Source organism: Acuticoccus sp. MNP-M23 (assembly GCF_031195445.1).
GTDB lineage: Bacteria > Pseudomonadota > Alphaproteobacteria > Rhizobiales > Amorphaceae > Acuticoccus.
This window is the reverse complement of sequence record NZ_CP133480.1, coordinates 4258783-4275053: the sequence shown is the minus strand read 5'-3', so window position 1 is coordinate 4275053 and position 16271 is coordinate 4258783. Positions and strand designations below refer to the sequence as shown.

General features: G+C 65.1%; 13 protein-coding genes. 6 read left to right on the top strand and 7 right to left on the bottom strand.

What is annotated here, in order from left to right; genetic code table 11:
- Positions 1-184 precede the first annotated feature (184 nt).
- Complete coding sequence (locus RDV64_RS19690; protein WP_309196661.1) at positions 185-4036, bottom strand: vitamin B12-dependent ribonucleotide reductase; 3852 nt, start codon at positions 4034-4036, stop codon at positions 185-187.
- Between the two features lie 511 nt (positions 4037-4547).
- Between RDV64_RS19690 and RDV64_RS19685 the strand changes: the two genes are divergently transcribed.
- The gene (locus RDV64_RS19685) at positions 4548-6107 is read left to right on the top strand and encodes an EAL domain-containing protein (protein WP_309199555.1); all 1560 of its coding nucleotides are present in this window, start codon (positions 4548-4550) and stop codon (positions 6105-6107) included.
- 327 nt (positions 6108-6434) lie between these two features.
- A complete protein-coding gene (locus RDV64_RS19680; RefSeq protein ID WP_309196660.1) occupies positions 6435-7934 on the top strand; it encodes an EAL domain-containing protein in 1500 nt (499 codons plus the stop codon).
- A gap of 14 nt (positions 7935-7948) precedes the next feature.
- Here RDV64_RS19680 and RDV64_RS19675 read toward each other — a convergent pair whose 3' ends face one another.
- Positions 7949-8440, bottom strand: a complete 492-nt coding sequence (locus RDV64_RS19675) for a DinB family protein (protein WP_375143841.1) — start codon at positions 8438-8440, stop codon at positions 7949-7951.
- 146 nt (positions 8441-8586) lie between these two features.
- On the opposite strand from RDV64_RS19675, the gene ndk reads away from it, so the two are divergent.
- Both ndk and RDV64_RS19665 read left to right on the top strand, forming a co-directional pair.
- Positions 8587-9009, top strand: coding sequence for a nucleoside-diphosphate kinase (gene ndk, locus RDV64_RS19670; protein WP_309196658.1), 423 nt, complete (start codon positions 8587-8589; stop codon positions 9007-9009).
- A complete protein-coding gene (locus tag RDV64_RS19665; protein WP_309196657.1) occupies positions 9009-9623 on the top strand; it encodes a glutathione S-transferase in 615 nt (204 codons plus the stop codon). The genes ndk and RDV64_RS19665 overlap by 1 nt, the downstream gene beginning before the upstream one ends.
- A gap of 33 nt (positions 9624-9656) precedes the next feature.
- On the opposite strand, the gene RDV64_RS19660 is transcribed toward RDV64_RS19665, so the two are convergent.
- The 3 genes from RDV64_RS19660 to RDV64_RS19650 form a co-directional block, all read right to left on the bottom strand.
- On the bottom strand, positions 9657-10520 hold the full coding sequence (locus RDV64_RS19660; protein WP_309196656.1) for a CoA ester lyase: 864 nt from the start codon (positions 10518-10520) through the stop codon (positions 9657-9659).
- Positions 10521-10976, bottom strand: a complete 456-nt coding sequence (locus RDV64_RS19655) for a MaoC family dehydratase (RefSeq protein WP_309199554.1) — start codon at positions 10974-10976, stop codon at positions 10521-10523. It lies immediately after the preceding gene.
- Positions 10977-11102: 126 nt separating this feature from the next.
- Positions 11103-11876 carry an NAD kinase gene (locus tag RDV64_RS19650; RefSeq protein WP_309196655.1) on the bottom strand — a complete coding sequence of 258 codons (774 nt, stop codon included), beginning with the start codon at positions 11874-11876 and terminating at the stop codon, positions 11103-11105.
- A gap of 157 nt (positions 11877-12033) precedes the next feature.
- Between RDV64_RS19650 and RDV64_RS19645 the strand changes: the two genes are divergently transcribed.
- Positions 12034-13278: an Mrp/NBP35 family ATP-binding protein gene (locus RDV64_RS19645; RefSeq protein WP_309196654.1), complete on the top strand. Its 1245-nt coding sequence runs from the start codon at positions 12034-12036 to the stop codon at positions 13276-13278.
- A 9-nt stretch (positions 13279-13287) separates the two neighbouring features.
- On the opposite strand, the gene RDV64_RS19640 is transcribed toward RDV64_RS19645, so the two are convergent.
- A complete protein-coding gene (locus RDV64_RS19640) occupies positions 13288-14577 on the bottom strand; it encodes a multidrug effflux MFS transporter (protein ID WP_309196653.1) in 1290 nt (429 codons plus the stop codon).
- A 157-nt stretch (positions 14578-14734) separates the two neighbouring features.
- Entirely contained in the window at positions 14735-15748 is a 1014-nt protein-coding gene (moaA, locus tag RDV64_RS19635; protein ID WP_309196652.1) for a GTP 3',8-cyclase MoaA, read from the bottom strand.
- Positions 15749-15811: 63 nt separating this feature from the next.
- On the opposite strand from moaA, the gene RDV64_RS19630 reads away from it, so the two are divergent.
- Complete coding sequence (locus RDV64_RS19630) at positions 15812-16222, top strand: DUF971 domain-containing protein (protein WP_309196651.1); 411 nt, start codon at positions 15812-15814, stop codon at positions 16220-16222.
- The last annotated feature ends 49 nt before the right edge of the window (positions 16223-16271 follow it).

The following is a 16271-nucleotide window of genomic DNA, read 5'->3' as shown; positions in this document are numbered from 1 at the left end:
GGTGATGCAAAAGCCAGCGCGGAGAATTCCGCGCTGGCTTTTTTTTCGGATAGGTGGTGGCCGCTGCGCTGTCCGGGCATGGCATCGCGGATGCGGCTTGCCTTGAATATGCAAAACCCCCGGCGCAAGCGCCGGGGGTTTTTTGTGCGTCGGGGGCAGAAGGGCGCCAGAGGCGCCCGCCCGTTCAGCTGCAGCCGGAGGTGCCGCCGCAGGTGTCGCACTTCAGGCAGGTGCCGTTGCGCACCAGGGTGAAGTTGCCGCACTCGCCGCAGGGGTCGCCCTCGAAGCCCTTGAGGCGGGCCATCATCGCGCGTTCCGCCGAACTCTCGGCCTTCCGGGGCTCGGGGGGCCGCTCGGCAGCCGGCGCGGGCATTTCGGCCTGACGTTCGACGAGGCCCAGAAGTGCCGCAACTTCGGCGCGGATCTCGTCGATGGGGGAGCGCGGCGCGTCGCCGCCACCACCGCTGCCAGCGGGGGCCGGGGCGGGTGCCGTCGACTGACGGGCCTCGGACCCTTGCGCATAGCCGGCGCCGGTGGGCGAGCCGGTGGGCGCCAGTTCGGTCGGTGCAAGGGCCGTGGCGACGTTGCTGCCGGCGGCCGCCTGCTGCGCACCGGCGCGGTTGATGGCGTTGGCGATCACGTCCACCGCCTTGGCCTCGGGCGCATCGGCGCGGATCAGCTTGAAGCGCTGACCGCGGACGAGACCGTGGGACACCATCTGCGGCTGCGGCTTGTCGCCCGCCACACCGCGGCCGAGCGTGGTGGACTGGATGTCCTCGGGCGTCACGTGCGCAAGGTCGTTGCGGCCAAGGTAGGAGACGGCCAGCTCGCGGAAGATGTAGTCGAGGATCGAGGTGGCGTTCTTGATCGCCTCGTTGCCCTGCACCATGCCAGCCGGCTCGAACCGGGTGAAGGTGAAGGCGTCGACGTACTCCTCCAGCGGCACGCCGTACTGGAGGCCGAGCGAGATGGCGATGGCGAAGTTGTTCATCATCGCACGGAAGGCGGCGCCTTCCTTGTGCATGTCGATGAAGATCTCGCCGAGGCGCCCGTCGTCGAACTCACCGGTGCGCAGATACACCTTGTGGCCGCCGATGATGGCCTTCTGGGTGTAGCCCTTGCGCCGGTCGGGCATGGAGTCCCGCTTGCGGTTGACCACTTCGCGCTCGATGACGCGCTCCACCATCCGCTCTGCGACCGCTGCGACGCGCTTGGGCATCGGCTCGGCCATCACGTCGTCCATGTCCTCCTCGTCGTCCGCCACGAGGGAGGCCTGGAGGGGCTGAGAGAGCTTGGAGCCGTCACGGTAAAGGGCGTTGGCCTTCACGCCGAGCTTCCACGAAAGCTCGTACGCGCCGGTGCAGTCGGCCACCGTTGCCGAGTTCGGCATGTTGATGGTCTTCGAGATGGCGCCGGAGATGAACGACTGGGATGCCGCCATCATGCGGATGTGCGCCTCGGCGGAGAGGTAGCGCTTGCCGAGCCGGCCGCAGGGGCTGGCGCAGTCGAACACCGGGATGTGATCTTCGGACAGGTACGGGGCGCCTTCCAGCGTCATCGCGCCGGCCACGTAGATGTTGGCCTCGTCGATCTCCTTCGGCGTGAAGCCGAGCGCTTTCAGGGTGTCGAACTTCGGATCGTCGAGGTCGGCATCCGGCAGCACCTGCTTCAGCAGAGCCTCGCCCAGCGTCCACTTGTTGAAGACGAAGCGGATGTCGAAGGCCTGCGCGACGGCTTCCTCGGCAGCCTTGATGGCGTCCTCGGTGAGGCCCTTCTTCGCAAGGCTTTCGGCGTTGATGTGCGGGGCGCCGACAAGGGTGCCGTGGCCGACCGCGTAGTTGATGATCTCCTCGCGCTGCTCCTTCTCGTAGCCGAGAACGCGGAGCGCCTGCGGCACGGCGCGGTTGATGATCTTGAAGTAGCCGCCGCCGGCCAGCTTCTTGAATTTTACGAGCGCGAAATCAGGTTCGATGCCGGTGGTGTCGCAATCCATCACCAGGCCGATGGTGCCGGTGGGGGCAACGACGGTCGCCTGCGCGTTGCGGTAGCCGTATTTCTGGCCGAGCGTCAGCGCGCGGTCCCAGCAGGCGCCGGCGCGTTCCACGAGGTTGGCGTCAGGGCAGGCGGCCTTGTCGAGCGGCACAGGGCGGGTCGCGAGCTTCTCGTAGCCGCCGGTGTCGCCGTGGGCGGCGCGCCGGTGGTTGCGAATGACCCGCAGCATGGAGGACGCGTTGGCCTCATACTTGGGGAACGGGCCGAGGTCGCGCGCCATCTCGGCGGAGGTGGCGTAGGCGGTGCCGGTCATGATTGCGGAGATGGCGGCGCAGATGGCGCGGCCCTTTTCCGAATCGTAGGGGATGCCGGACACCATGAGCAGGCCGCCGATGTTGGCAAAGCCAAGGCCGAGGGTGCGGTAGTCATAAGAGTTCTGCGCGATGGCGGGCGAGGGGAACTGCGCCATGGTGACGGAGATTTCCAGCACCATCGTCCACAGCTTCACGGCATGCTCGAAGAGGCCGATGTGGAAGTCGCCGGTTTCCGACTTGAACTGCATCAGATTGAGGGATGCGAGGTTACACGCCGTGTCGTCCAGGAACATGTATTCCGAGCACGGATTGGACGCGTTGATCTCGCCGCCCTCGGGGCAGGTGTGCCAGTCGTTGATGGTGGTGTGGAACTGGATGCCGGGGTCGGCGGATGCCCAGGCGGCGTAGCCCACCTTCTCCCACAGGTCACGGGCGTTGATGGTCTTCGCCACATCGCCGGAGGTGCGGTAGGTGAGGTCCCAGTTCTCGTCCTTTTCCACGGCGCGCAGGAACTGATCGGTGACGCGCACCGAGTTGTTGGAGTTCTGGCCTGCGACGGTGAGGTAGGCTTCGGAATCCCAGTCGGTGTCGTATTCGGGGAATTCGACGTTGGTGTAGCCCTGCTTGGCGAACTGGATGATGCGCAGGACGTAGTTTTCCGGCACATGCGCGCGGCGGGCAGCCTTGATCTCGCGCTTGAGGGCGGGGTTCTTTTCGGGGTCGAAGCAATCTTCGCCCGAGCCCTCGCAGTTGACGCAGGCCTTCATCACCGCGGTGAGGTGCTGCTTGACGACCTTGGACCCGGTGACGAGCGCCGCGACCTTCTGCTCCTCGCGGACCTTCCAGTCGACGTATTCCTCGATATCGGGGTGATCGACGTCGACCACCACCATCTTTGCCGCACGGCGGGTGGTGCCGCCCGATTTGATCGCCCCGGCGGCGCGGTCGCCGATCTTCAGGAACGACATCAGGCCGGACGACTTGCCGCCGCCGGCGAGCTTTTCACCCGAGCCGCGGATTGCCGAGAAGTTGGAGCCGGTGCCGGAGCCGTACTTGAAGAGGCGCGCCTCGCGGACCCACAGGTCCATGATGCCGCCATCGTTGACGAGATCGTCGGACACGGACTGGATGAAGCAGGCGTGCGGCTGCGGATGCTCGTAGGCGGAGTTCGAGCGCGTCAGCACCTTTTTCAGCGGATCGACATAATGGTGGCCCTGGCTGGGACCATCGATGCCGTAGGCCCAGTGCAGGCCGGTGTTGAACCACTGCGGCGAGTTGGGGGCCACCTTCTGGGTGGCGAGCATGAAGCGTACTTCGTCGTAGAAAGCGAGGGCGTCGCTCTCGGTGTCGAAGTAGCCGTGCTTGTGGCCCCAGTAGGTCCATGCGCCGGCAAGGCGGTCGAACACCGCGCGGCTGTCGGTCTCGCCCACATCGCGCTCGTCGGCGGGAAGGACATCGATGGCCTTCTGGTCGGGCACGGAGCGGTTGAGCCACGATGGAACGCCGGACTCCTTCACCTTCTTCAGCTTGGCGGGGACGCCGGCCTTGCGGAAATATTTCTGCGCGATGATGTCGGTCGCGACCTGGCTCCAGGTCTTCGGGACCATCACGTTTTCGAGCTTGAACACCGTTGATCCGTTGGGATTGCGGATCTCGGAGGTCGCCGTGCGAAATTCAATTCCGTCGTAGGGGGACTTGCCGTCCTTGGTGTAGCGTCGTTCGATCCGCATCAATAAGCATCCCGTCTTCGGTGTCGGCGTCTATGGCCGCGACGATGGTCTTGCGAGGCAGTTGGGGGAACCCGCAGGGGGATTCGTTCCTGTGGAAGAGCGGGTTTTTCCACCGCTCGTGAATTCTACCGGACACAATATATGGTGTTTTGCGTTTGCTGAAACAACAAGATGCAGGTGGATCGGTTAGCGGATCGTAAACGGCCGGGAAAAAGCCGTCCGCCGCAGGCCGGCGCAAAACGCGAAAAATTCGGGTGCTTCGGTCGCCGCCTATTGCGTCGAGAGTCTTGCCACTTTCCAAGGTCCGTGATCACCGCGAAGCAGGCGGATCCAACGGGTGTCCGCGCGGCAGCAGCCGGAGCAGCTTTGCTGCCATGCATAAATGCCGGGCAAATCGCTCTCCTTTGGTTTGTAGGACAATCGACAAATTGATAGGCGTAAAGGCAGGCGCTGATGCGCATGGCCTTCGATGCCTTGGCGGGTGTCGAGAGGGGGAGACATTGTGTCGAAGATGCGGGCTGCCTGGACCTCATTGCTTCTGGGGTTTGTCGGGACGATCGGGCTTATGTCGGCCGTGCTCATCTCGTCTTGGATGCTGGCCCGGGCCGACGAGCGCCAGGAAGCCCAGCTGACCGCCGGACGTGCCGTCCACCACGCCGATCTGATCTACCGCGATGCGGTTGAGGTCATCGCGCGATTGGAAGCCTTCGACGGCATCCCGTGCTCGCCCGAGCACATAAGGCTGATGTATCTCCTCACTCTGAATTCCATGAAGATCCACATGACAGGCTACGGCAAGGGCGCTGATATCCTGTGTAGCGCCGACGGCGGTCCGCCATTGCCCGGCGTTGTGGATCCGAGCGACGTCCTGCAGCCGGACGGGATCGGGATGACGGTCAACTGGCCGGGCTACTTTGTCGACGAGCTGCCCGATCGGGGTCCGATCCTGATCATGCGGCGAAGCGGCTACCACGTGCTTTTGGATCAGCGCAACTTTTACGAAAACCTGTTCCTGATGGGCCGGACTGCGCAATTCTCGATCAGAACCCGGAATGGGATCGAGCTTTTGGCCGGTCCGTCAGCGCGACCGGACGATCCCGGCTCCCGTGACGATCAAATTGTCGCCGAGGCGCATTCGGCCGACTGGATCGCGCAGGCCAAGGTCGAGCGCATCGGCATCGCCGACCATGTAATTTCCATGAAATCGACGCTCATTCCGGCGTCGGCGGCCATCGCACTGCTCTTTCCCGTCGGAAGCTTCTGGCTGATGCGCCGACGGATTTCCGTCGCCTCGGAAATCGCGGCCGCCATCCGCAATCGCGAGCTCTATCTCGAATATCAACCGATCATCGAGTTGCCATCGCGCAAATGCGTGGCGGCGGAAGCGCTTTTGCGGTGGCAGCGGCCGGACGGGATACTCGTCAGACCGGACCATTTCATTCCGATTGCCGAAGAAGCGGGGTATTGCGAAAAGATCACCGACCTGGTGATCGACCTCGTCGTGCGCGATCTGGCGCCATTCCTTCAGCGGGAGCGGTCCTTTTATGTCTCCATCAATACGTGCGCGTCCGACATCGGTTCAGGCCGCATCCTGACGGCGCTGGAAGCGGGCCTCAAGAAATCGGGTATCAAGAACCACCAGATCTGCGTGGAGGCGACGGAGCGCAGCTTCGTTGACCTTGAAGGCGCCTGCGCGACCATTGGAGAGCTTCGGCGCCGCGGCCACCGCGTCGCAATCGACGATTTCGGCACCGGCTACTCAAGTCTCCAGTATCTTCAGAAGCTGCCGGCGGACATGCTGAAGATCGACAAGGCCTTCATCAATACCGTTGGCACCGAAGCGGTCACCAGCAGCGTCATCGGCCATATCATCTCCATGGGCAACGACCTCAACCTGACGATGGTCGCCGAAGGCGTCGAGACCGAAGCGCAGGCGTTGTTCCTGCAGGACGCGCGTGTCCAGTTTGCGCAAGGCTGGCTGTTTGCCCGATCGCTGCCGCGCATCGAATTCTTGAATTTCTACCGCAAGCATCGCCCTGGCGCCCCGGATCTCGTGACGTCGGCGACGTGAGCGCCAACGCGAATATTCCAGAGCGATGATGTCCTTGCACCTCAGCCCGCTTTCGGGGCCGGCAAAAAGCCGCGCCTTCCGGAGGGGTTAGCCATTTTGCCACGCCGCAACGAATGCGCGTGCCACTGCGACGATTAAAAGTATATTCATTAAGTCGACAATTGGCGATGGCCCCGTGTTCGCCTGCATGCTATCGGCCACAATCATATATCGCGCAGTATTCATGTAGTATTTCTGGGGGGATTTGGAGGTGTTCTATTGCTTGACAGGCGGATTGCAACTCTAGTTTTCATATGGGCAACTCTGGGGTCGGTCGCACTTTTCGCGGTGGCGGTGCTGATTTCTTGGATGCTGGCGTTGCACGCACAGCGCGAGGGGGTCGAGCGCACGGCAATCGGCGCCGCGAAGGTTGCCGACTCGATCTATGCTGACGCAGAACGGGTCCTCAGCGAGATCGAGGCCACCGACACCACGCCGTGCTCACCCGAGAACATTGAGCAGATGTTCGATCTGCACCTGCGTTTTCTGCGGGTCGACAACATCGCCTACGGCCTCGGCGACAACATCACGTGTACGGCTTTCGGCGCGAAGAACGTCAAGGATGCCTTCGGGCCCCCCGATTGGGTGCAGCCGGATGGCCTGACCGTGAACGTCAACTGGGAAGGGGGCTTGGTTGACCAGCTTTCCGGCCGGGGGCCGATCCTGGTCATGCGACGTGGCGGGTACGACGTCCTTATCGACCAGCGTCAATTGTACGATGATTTGTACTGGACCGAGTGGCCCATGACATTCACGGTCAGCACGCAGAATGGTCTGCCTCTCTACCCAACAGAGTCGCGCGAAGGCGGCGATCTGCGGACGGCTGGGGATGGGGTCGCCGTCGAGTTGCACTCGAAATTCTGGATTGTGACCGCTCGCGCGGAACGGATCACGATCGGCGCACATCTCAGCGCCAGAAAATCGACGCTCACTTTGCTTGTTGCGGCGATCATGCTGCCTTTTGCAAGCGGCGGTTACTGGTTGCTGCTTCGCCGAAGATCGTTGGATTCGGAGCTTTCGACCGCCATTCGGCAAGGAGAGTTGTTTGTTGAATATCAACCGATTGTCTCGTTGTCCTCGCGCACCTGCGTCGGTGCGGAGGCGCTGGTGCGGTGGCGGCGGCCGGACGGCCAGATCGTCAGGCCGGACGTGTTCATTCCGATTGCCGAAGATACAGGCATAGCCGGGCAGATCACGGATCTCGTGATCAAAACCACCGTGAAAGAGCTGGCGGGATTTCTTCAGCAGGAGAGGTCCTTTTATGTGTCGATCAACGCAAGTGCCGGAGAAATCAGCTCCGGCCAGATTCTGACGGCTTTGCAACGGGGGCTCAAAGGATCGACCGTCGACCCCGCCCAGATCTGTATCGAGGCGACGGAGCGCAGCTTCGTGGAGATCGAGGGGGCGGCGGCGACGATTGCCGAGCTTCGGCGGCGCGGCCACCGCGCTGCAATTGACGACTTCGGCACCGGCTATTCCAGCCTGCGCTATCTGCAGGACTTGCCGATGGACACGCTGAAGATCGACAAGGCGTTCATCGATACCATCGGCACCGGCGCAGTGACCCGGAGCGTCACCGGCCATATCATCAGGCTGGCAAAATGCCTGGACTTGAATCTCGTCGCCGAGGGTGTCGAGACCGAAGTTCAGGCGGCGTTTCTGCGCAAGGAGGGCGTGCATGCGGCGCAGGGCTGGCTGTTCGCCCGCCCGCTGCCGTGCGCCGAATTCATCGACTTTTGCCGCAAACACCGCACCGACGCGGCGGAGACCGCGCTGCCGGCAGCGTAGGCGCGGGTCGCCCGTCAGTCCATGCCCTCACCGGTCTCGCGCTGGTAGTAGATGAGGTCGAGGCTGGGGGCTTCGCCGGTGAGGCGGGTCAGCAGCGTGTGACACTGGCCGCGGTGGTGGGTCTGGTGGTTGAAGGCGTGGAGGAGCGCCGGCGCCAGTGGCTGTGTCACCGGCACGGGGGTGGTGACCGGGGTGTAGGTGAAGTTGGTGGCGAGCGCCTCGTCGGAGAGGCGGGCGACGTAGCCGATATAGGCGTTGTCGGTCGCCTCGCGTTCTTCGCGCAGGGTGGTGAAGTCTTCGGCAATGATGGCGTCGAGGCGGGACGGGGCATCGCCTTCGCCGGTAAAGCGGGTGAGCCAGATCCGGTCCGCCGCCACCAGATGGTTGAGCGTGCCGTGGAGGGACTTGAAAAAGGCGCCCTCATCGGACCGGTAGGCTTCGACGGATAGCGGCGCAACCGCATCGTAGAGCCGCGCGTTGGCCCAGCGATTGTAGTTGGCGAGCATCGTATAGAGCGGTTTCACGGGTCTTCTCCCACCGGTTCTCTTCAATGTTGCGGTCAAGCCGTTGCAGCGCGCCCGCCTGCCAGCGTAGGAAGCGGGCAACGCGGGGTCTGCCCCGCTCACATTATCTGTTTCAAAGGACAATACCCATGGCGATCGAACGCACCTTCTCGATGATCAAGCCCGATGCGACCAAGAAGAACGTCACCGGCAAGATCATCGACCGGCTGGAAAGCGCCGGCCTGCGCGTGGTTGCGTCCAAGCGCGTCCACATGTCCCTGCGTCAGGCCGAGGCGTTTTATGCCGTCCACTCTGCGCGCCCGTTTTATGGCGAGCTGACCGAGTTCATGTCCTCCGGCCCGACCGTCGTCCAGGTTCTGGAAGGCGAGAACGCCATTGCCAAGAACCGCGAAGTGATGGGCGCCACCAATCCGGCGGAAGCGGCCGAAGGCACCATCCGCAAGGACTTTGCCGACTCCATCGGCGAGAACGCCGTGCACGGCTCCGACGCGCCGGAAACCGCCGCTGAAGAGATCGCGTTCTGGTTCTCCGGCACCGAGCTGGTCGGCTGATGAAACTCGTCGGGCGGGATCTTTCGCCCTACGTGCGGCGGGTCGCGATCTGGCTGACGTTGCAGGAACGGGCGTTTGAGCGGGAGATCCTCGGCACGTTCGATCCTGAGGTGATGGACCGGCTGAACGCCGTCCACCCCAGCCGCCGCGTGCCGGCGCTCGTGCTGGATGACGGCACCAGCCTCATCGAGAGCTTCGCGATCTGCGACTATCTCGACGAGACGATGCCGCATCTGCGCCTCGTGCCGGAAAGCGGTCCGGCGCGGCGGGTGACGCTCCAGCGCATCGCGCTGGCGCACTCCACCACCGAAAAGATCGTGGCGGTGTTTTACGAGAAGGGCCGCCGTCCACCGGAGCTGGTCTGGGACGAGTGGCTGGACAGGCTTGCCGCGCAGACGCGCGACGGGTTGGCCGCCATGGAGGCCAACGCCGATCCCGCAGGCGCCTTTGGCGGCGCCGACGGGCCGGACGGCGGCGACATTGCCGTGGTCTGCGCGTTTCAGATGGCGAAGATCACCAGCCCGTGGCTGATCGACCGGGAATACAAGGCGCTCGAAGCCCTTGAAGCTCAGGCGATGGCGCTGGCGCCGTTCGCCGAAACCTACCCCGGCTGATGTTCCGGCCGGCGGCGCGGGTTGCGCTGCCGGTCAGACGCCCAGCGCCCTCGCGCGGGCCAGCAGTCGCTGCGCATTGGCAAGGTGCGGGCGGTCGACCATTTTTCCATCCAGCGAGAGGACGCCGGCGTCCGGCGCCGCATCGAACGCCGCGACAATCCGCTCGGCGGCATTCACCGCAGCCGCACTCGGCGTGAAAGCGGTGTTGATGATGGGGACCTGCGCGGGGTGGATCGACATCTTTCCCAGAAAACCGTCTGCGGCCGCGGCTTCGCACTCGGCCTTGAGGCCGGCGTTGTCGCCAAGGGCTGTGAACACGGCGTCGAGCGGGCTGGCGGCCGCCGCGTGGGCACCCGCCAGCGTGAGGGTGCGGGCGAGCGCAAATGCGCCGGTGAGGCGGGTATCTGCGCAGCGGGTGCGGCTCGCGCCCAGCGCGGTGGACAGATCCTCAGCGCCCCAACCCATGGCGCAAAGGCGCGTTGAACTGTCGGCGTAGGTCCCGAGCTGGAACAGGGAGGACGCTGTTTCGGTGACGATCGCCATGATGCCGATGGCGCCTTCGGCAAGCCCGGCTTCGGCCTCGGCGACGGCAAGGCGGGCGGCAAGCTCGGCCACGCTGGCACCGCCCTCAGCCTTTGGGAGCACCACCAACGCCGGGGCGGCGGCGGCAACGGTTGCGATGTCAGCGTCCACCATGCCGGAATCGAGTGCATTGATGCGGATGGCCGTCCGGGCCGGCGCCATGTCGCGGGCGGCCAGGGCGCAGTCGCGCGCAAAGGCCTTGCGGACGGGGGCGACGGAATCTTCAAGGTCGAGAATGACCACGTCGGCCTCGGTCAGGAACGCCTTTTCGATCTTGCGCTCTGAATCGGCGGGGACGAACAGCCAGGAGCGCAATCAGGTCTCCCGCTTCTTCATCATGGCAACCCGCTTCGTCACCGCGACGATCACACCGTTCTGGTTGCGGCCGGTGTGCTCCAGCTCCACAAGCCCCACGTCCGGCCGGGACTTCGAACCCCGCTTGGAGAGGACTCTGGTTTCGGCGTAGAGGCTGTCGCCGTTGAAGAGGGGGTGGGGAAAGCGCGTTTCGCTCATCCCGAGGTTGGCGACGGTGGTGCCGATCGTGAGATCGTTGACCGAAATGCCGATAAGCAGCCCCAGCGTGAACAGCGAATTGACGATGGGCTGGCCCCACTCGGTGTGCCGCTCGCAATAATGCCTGTCGATGTGGAGGGGCTGGGGGTTCAATGTCATGTTGGAGAAGAGGATATTGTCGGCCTCGGTGATGGTGCGCGACAAGGTGTGCCGCGTGACCGTACCCACCTCGAAATCCTCGTAGTAGAGGCCTGCCATGGTCCCATCCATCGGTTTTCCGCCGGGGTGTTCCGGCCGCTGCGGCACATCCACGCTGCATCATGGGTCGAGCGTGGCGCGCGGCAGCGGAGCCGTCAACGGCCCGGCATGGCAGCCGCAATGCGGCTAGTAGGTGAACTGTTCGGCGAGGATGCGTTCGTCCCACGAATGGTCGGGGTCGAACATGATGATGCAGGAGGCGTCCCGGTCCTCGCGGATTTCGACCTTGGCCACGCGCCGGATCTCCACATGGTCGGCGGCAGCGGCGACCGGCCGCTTGTCGCGCTCCAGGCACTCGATCGTGACGGTGACGTGGGACGGGAGGAGCGCGCCGCGCCAGCGCCGGGGGCGGAATGCGGAGATTGGCGTCAGCGCCAGAAGCTGGGCGTTGATCGGCAGGATCGGGCCGTGGGCGGACAGGTTGTAGGCGGTGGAGCCGGCCGGGGTCGCCACCAGCACACCGTCGCAGATCAGCTCCTTGAGGCGGGCGCGCCCGTCGATGTGGAGCGAAAGCTTGGCCGCCTGGTGGGACTGGCGCAGGAGCGACACCTCGTTGATGGCGCGCGCGGTGGTGACTTCGCCGTAGACATCCTCCGCCGTCATGGCGAGGGGGCGGATGGTTTTGGTGTCGGCCCTTGCGATGCGGGCGGGCAGATCGTCCAGCGTGTACTCGTTCATCAGAAAGCCGACCGAGCCACGGTTCATGCCGAAGGTGGGCTTGCCGGACGACATGAAGCGGTGGAGCGTCTGCAGCATCATGCCGTCACCGCCGAGGGCGACGATGACGTCGGCATCATCCGGGTCCACCGCCGGGTAGCGGCGGGACAGGAGGTCGGCTGCCGCGCGCGCCTCTTCGGTCTCTGCGGCAAGGAAGGCGAACCGTTCGGGCAAGGCGGTCACGGGGCGGGGCGGCTCGTCGCGGGGGGACGCATGTTCGGATCCGGATGGCGGGAACTTCGGGACCGGCATCATCAGTGTTTGCGGGCGCGCGTCAACGGCGGTTAACAAGGATGCAGCGGCGCGCCCGGATGGGGCGGGCTGCGGCGAAGGGAATTTTATGGCTGACGACCAGGTGAACCGCGCGGCGGTGGAGGCAGCGCTTGCCGATGTGACAATGCCGGACGGTGGGGCACTGGCGCTCTCGCGCATCCGTTCGCTGGTTGTGGAGAATGGCCGCGTGGGGTTCGCCATTGCGGTTGCCCCCGGCGAGCGGGCGGCGATGGAGCCCGTGCGCGCCGACGCGCAGCGCCGCGTCGAGGCGCTGGCGGGGGTGGACCGCGTGCTGGCGGCACTTCTGGAGGAAGGCGCACCACCGGCCGAGGCCCGCCGCGGCAACGGGATCATGGGCAAGGTAAAGCGGCTTGCCGGTGTCGGCCGGCCGGGAGGCGCCGCGCCAACGGGCAATTCCGGCACCGATGAGAAGAGTGCGCCGCCGCCCCGTCCGGCACCGCCTGCTGCGGAGGCGCCGGCTGCGCAGGCAAAGGGCGGCGGTGCCCGCACCGGGCCGGTTGACGGGATTGCGCGCATCGTTGCGGTCGGCTCGGGCAAGGGCGGGGTGGGCAAGTCCACGGTTTCGTTCAACCTTGCCGTGGCGCTGGCGGCCACGGGCTGGCGCGTCGGCTTGCTGGACGCCGACATCTACGGCCCTTCGGTGCCGACGCTGATGGGCGTCAACGACCACAACCCGCAGACCGAGCCCGGCGGTTTTGCGCCTGTGTCGGCATTCGGCATCAAGGCCATGTCCATCGGCTATCTCATCAAGCCCGAGCAGCCGGTGGTGTGGCGCGGACCGATGGTGACCGGGGCGCTCAACCAGCTCCTGCGCGACACGCGATGGGGTCCGCTCGACTGCCTGATCATCGACATGCCGCCCGGCACCGGCGACATCCAGCTCTCGCTGGCGCAGCAGACGCCGCTCGACGGCGCGGTGCTGGTGACGACCCCGCAGGACCTTGCGCTGGTGGATGTGCGCAAGGCAGCCCAGATGTTTCGCACCGTGAAGATCCCGCTCCTCGGGATGGTGGAGAACATGGCAACCTTCGTTTGCCAGAGCTGCGGGGCCGAAACCGCGATCTTCGGCCATGGCGGCGGCGAGGCCGAAGCCGCGGCAACGGACGTGCCGTTCCTGGGTGCAATTGCGCTGACCATGGCAATCCGCGAGGCGGCGGACGCGGGACGGCCCGTTGCGCTCGACGATACCGGCGAAGGCGCCGCCTACCGCAGGATTGCCGAGGGATTGAAAGCGTCGCTGGAAGGGGTCACGGGCAAGCCGTTTCCGAAGATCGTGTTCGAGGACGCCTGACGACAGCGTTCAGGAGAAGCGGCGCGCGCTCAGCATGAAGGCCAGGATGAAGGCGAGGATGCCGCCGCACGCCATGGGGGCCAGCACCGGCCAGGACGACGCGGGGAACACCTCGAACTCGATCACGAGACCGATGCCGACGCTGGCAATGGCGCCGCTGCCGATCTGAAAGAAGCCGGCGACCCCGGCCGCGGTGCCCGCAAGATCCGGCCTGACGCTGACGCAGCCTGCAATGCAGTTGGGCAGCGCGAAGCCGTTGCCGGTGCCCACAATCAGCATGGGGGCAAACAGCGCCAGAGGGCTCGCGACCCCGGCCACGGCAAGGCTGACCGCAACGCCGATGCCAATGAGCGAGATGGCGTTGCCGATGCGGATCATCCGCACCACACCGATGCGTGCCGAATAGCGCCCGGTGAAGAAGTTGCCGACCACATAGCCGGTGACCACAAAAATGAAATAGAGCCCGTAGGTCTGCGCATCGAGGCCGAATACGGATGAGGCGACGAATGCCCCGCCGGCAATGAACGAGAAGAAGGCCAGCGACAGCGCCGCAAGAGTGGCGGAGACCAGCCAGAAATCGCGGATCGTCAGCAGCTCGGCCACTTCGCGCCGCCAGTTGGCGAAGACGCCGTTGCCGTGCGGGCCGGGCGGATGGGTCTCGCGCAGCCGCGTGACGGTTGCAAACAGGCTGATGAGGCCGGCAATCCCCATGACCACGAAGATCACCCGCCACGATGAGATCTGGTAGAGGAAACCGCCGATGGCGGGCGTGATCAGCGGTGCAATCGCCATCCCCATGGTGACATAGCCGATCATGGAGGCGGAGGTGCGCGTGCCGTGAATGTCGCGGATGATGGCGCGGGAGAGGGCGAGCCCAGCACAGCCGCCGGCGCCCTGAATGATCCGCCCCGCAATGAGCACCTCCACGTTGGGCGCGGCGATGCACACGATGGTGCCGAGTGTGAAGACCAGCGCCCCGCCGATCAGCACGGGCCGGCGGCCGTAGATGTCGCTCAGCGGTCCCACAACAAGCTGCGCGAATGCCGTGGCTGCGAGGAAGGCCGACAGCGTTGCCTGAATGAGGGAGGCGGTGGTGGCAAGGTCGCCCTGCATGGCGGCCATGGCCGGCACATACATGTTGAGCGCCATGGGCTGGATCGTCGACACCAGGATGAGGAGCAGCACCGGCGCATCGGACGGGCTCGGCATGGCGGGCCCGGCGGCTGCCGGAGAAGTGGCCGGCGTTGCGTGCCCGCTCGCCGGCGCGGCAGGGTCCGGGGGGAGCGGCTCGCAGCGCATCGGTTCGATTCCTGGGTCTTGGCGGGTTAAGGGCTGGCGCGGACCGGACGGCGCCGGTCAGGCGTGGCGACACGCTACGTTGGCACGGAACACTGGTGCAACTGCCAGACCTTCAAACTTTCCGGAACGATGCAGGCATCGACCCGGCGGCTGCCGCTCACCCGCCGGTGGATGACATGTGACGCGAGACGGCGGGACCGGCGCCGCGCCGTTCGATCACGAAATCGTGGCCCTTCGGCTTGATGACCATGCCCCGGTCGATGGCAGCATGGAGAGCTTCGTTGGATTCCGATGCCCGCAGCGGTTCGCGCAGATCGACCGCATGGTCCTGTCCGAGGCAGAGATACAGCGTGCCCGTGCAGTTGAGCCGCACGCGGTTGCAGCTTTCACAGAAATTGTGGGTGAGGGGGGTGATGAAGCCGATCCGCCCGCCGGTTTCCGCCACCTGCACATAGCGCGCCGGGCCGCCGGTGGAGTCCGGCAGATCCGTCAGCGTGTAGCGTTCCTGAAGGCCCGCGCGAACGGCGGACAGGGGGAGGTACTGATCCGTCCGGTCCTCCTCGATCTCACCCAGCGGCATGGTCTCGATGAGGGTCAGGTCGTGGCCCTCGCCGTGGCAGAAGCGCAGCATCGGCTCGATCTCGTGGGCATTGGCGTTCTGCAGCGCCACCATGTTGATCTTGACCTTGAGGCCCGCTGCCTTGGCCGCATTCAGCCCTTCCATGACGCGGCCAAGGTCGCCCCAGCGGGTAATCCGCTTGAAGGTGTCGGCATCCAGCGTATCCAGCGAGACGTTGACGCGGCGCACGCCGATATCCGCCAGCTCCGCCGCGTACCTAGCAAGCTGGGAGCCATTGGTGGTGAGGGTCAGCTCCTTCAGCGCACCACTGGCCAGATGGCGGGACAATGCGCGGAAAAGGCTCATCACGTTGCGCCGGACAAGGGGCTCGCCGCCGGTAATGCGCAGCTTGGTGGTGCCACGCTCGACGAAAGCCGAAGCGACCCGGTCCAGCTCTTCGAGCGTCAGCAGGTCCTTTTTGGGAAGAAAGGACATGTGCTCCGACATGCAGTAGACACAGCGAAAGTCGCAGCGGTCCGTCACCGAGATCCTGAGGTAGGATACGGTACGGCCGAACGTGTCGACGAGGGGGCGGGTGCTCGAAGATGTCATGACACCCATATGGCACCCTGTCGGGAAAATTCCCAATCCCCATCCAGCAATTCGGAGCGATTGATGAGCGATTTTTCATGGCCGGCGGAGCTTCGGATCAATGCCGACCGCAATTGCCTTGCCGTGCACTATCCGGACGGCACCGTGGAGCCGCTGGACGCGGAATATCTGCGCGTGTTCACGCCGTCTGCGGAGCGGACCGGCCATGGCGGCCGCCGGACGGTGATTGGCGGCAAGGCGAAGGTGCGAATCGACGCGGTGGCCCCGATTGGCCGCTATGCGGTGCGCATCAGCTTCGACGATGGCCATTCCACAGGGATCTATCCCCTGACATCGCTCCACACTCTTGCAGCGGAGCATGGTGCCAACTGGGCGCAATACGAGGCGGAACTGGCGGCACTCGGCCTCGATCGCGACCGGCCGGGCAGTGCGCCGGCACCGCTGAACAAGACGTCAGCGGCGCTTTCCGATTGATCGTTTGCGCGAAAGGCTCTTGACGGGACGGTGGCCAGCTGCCATTTCC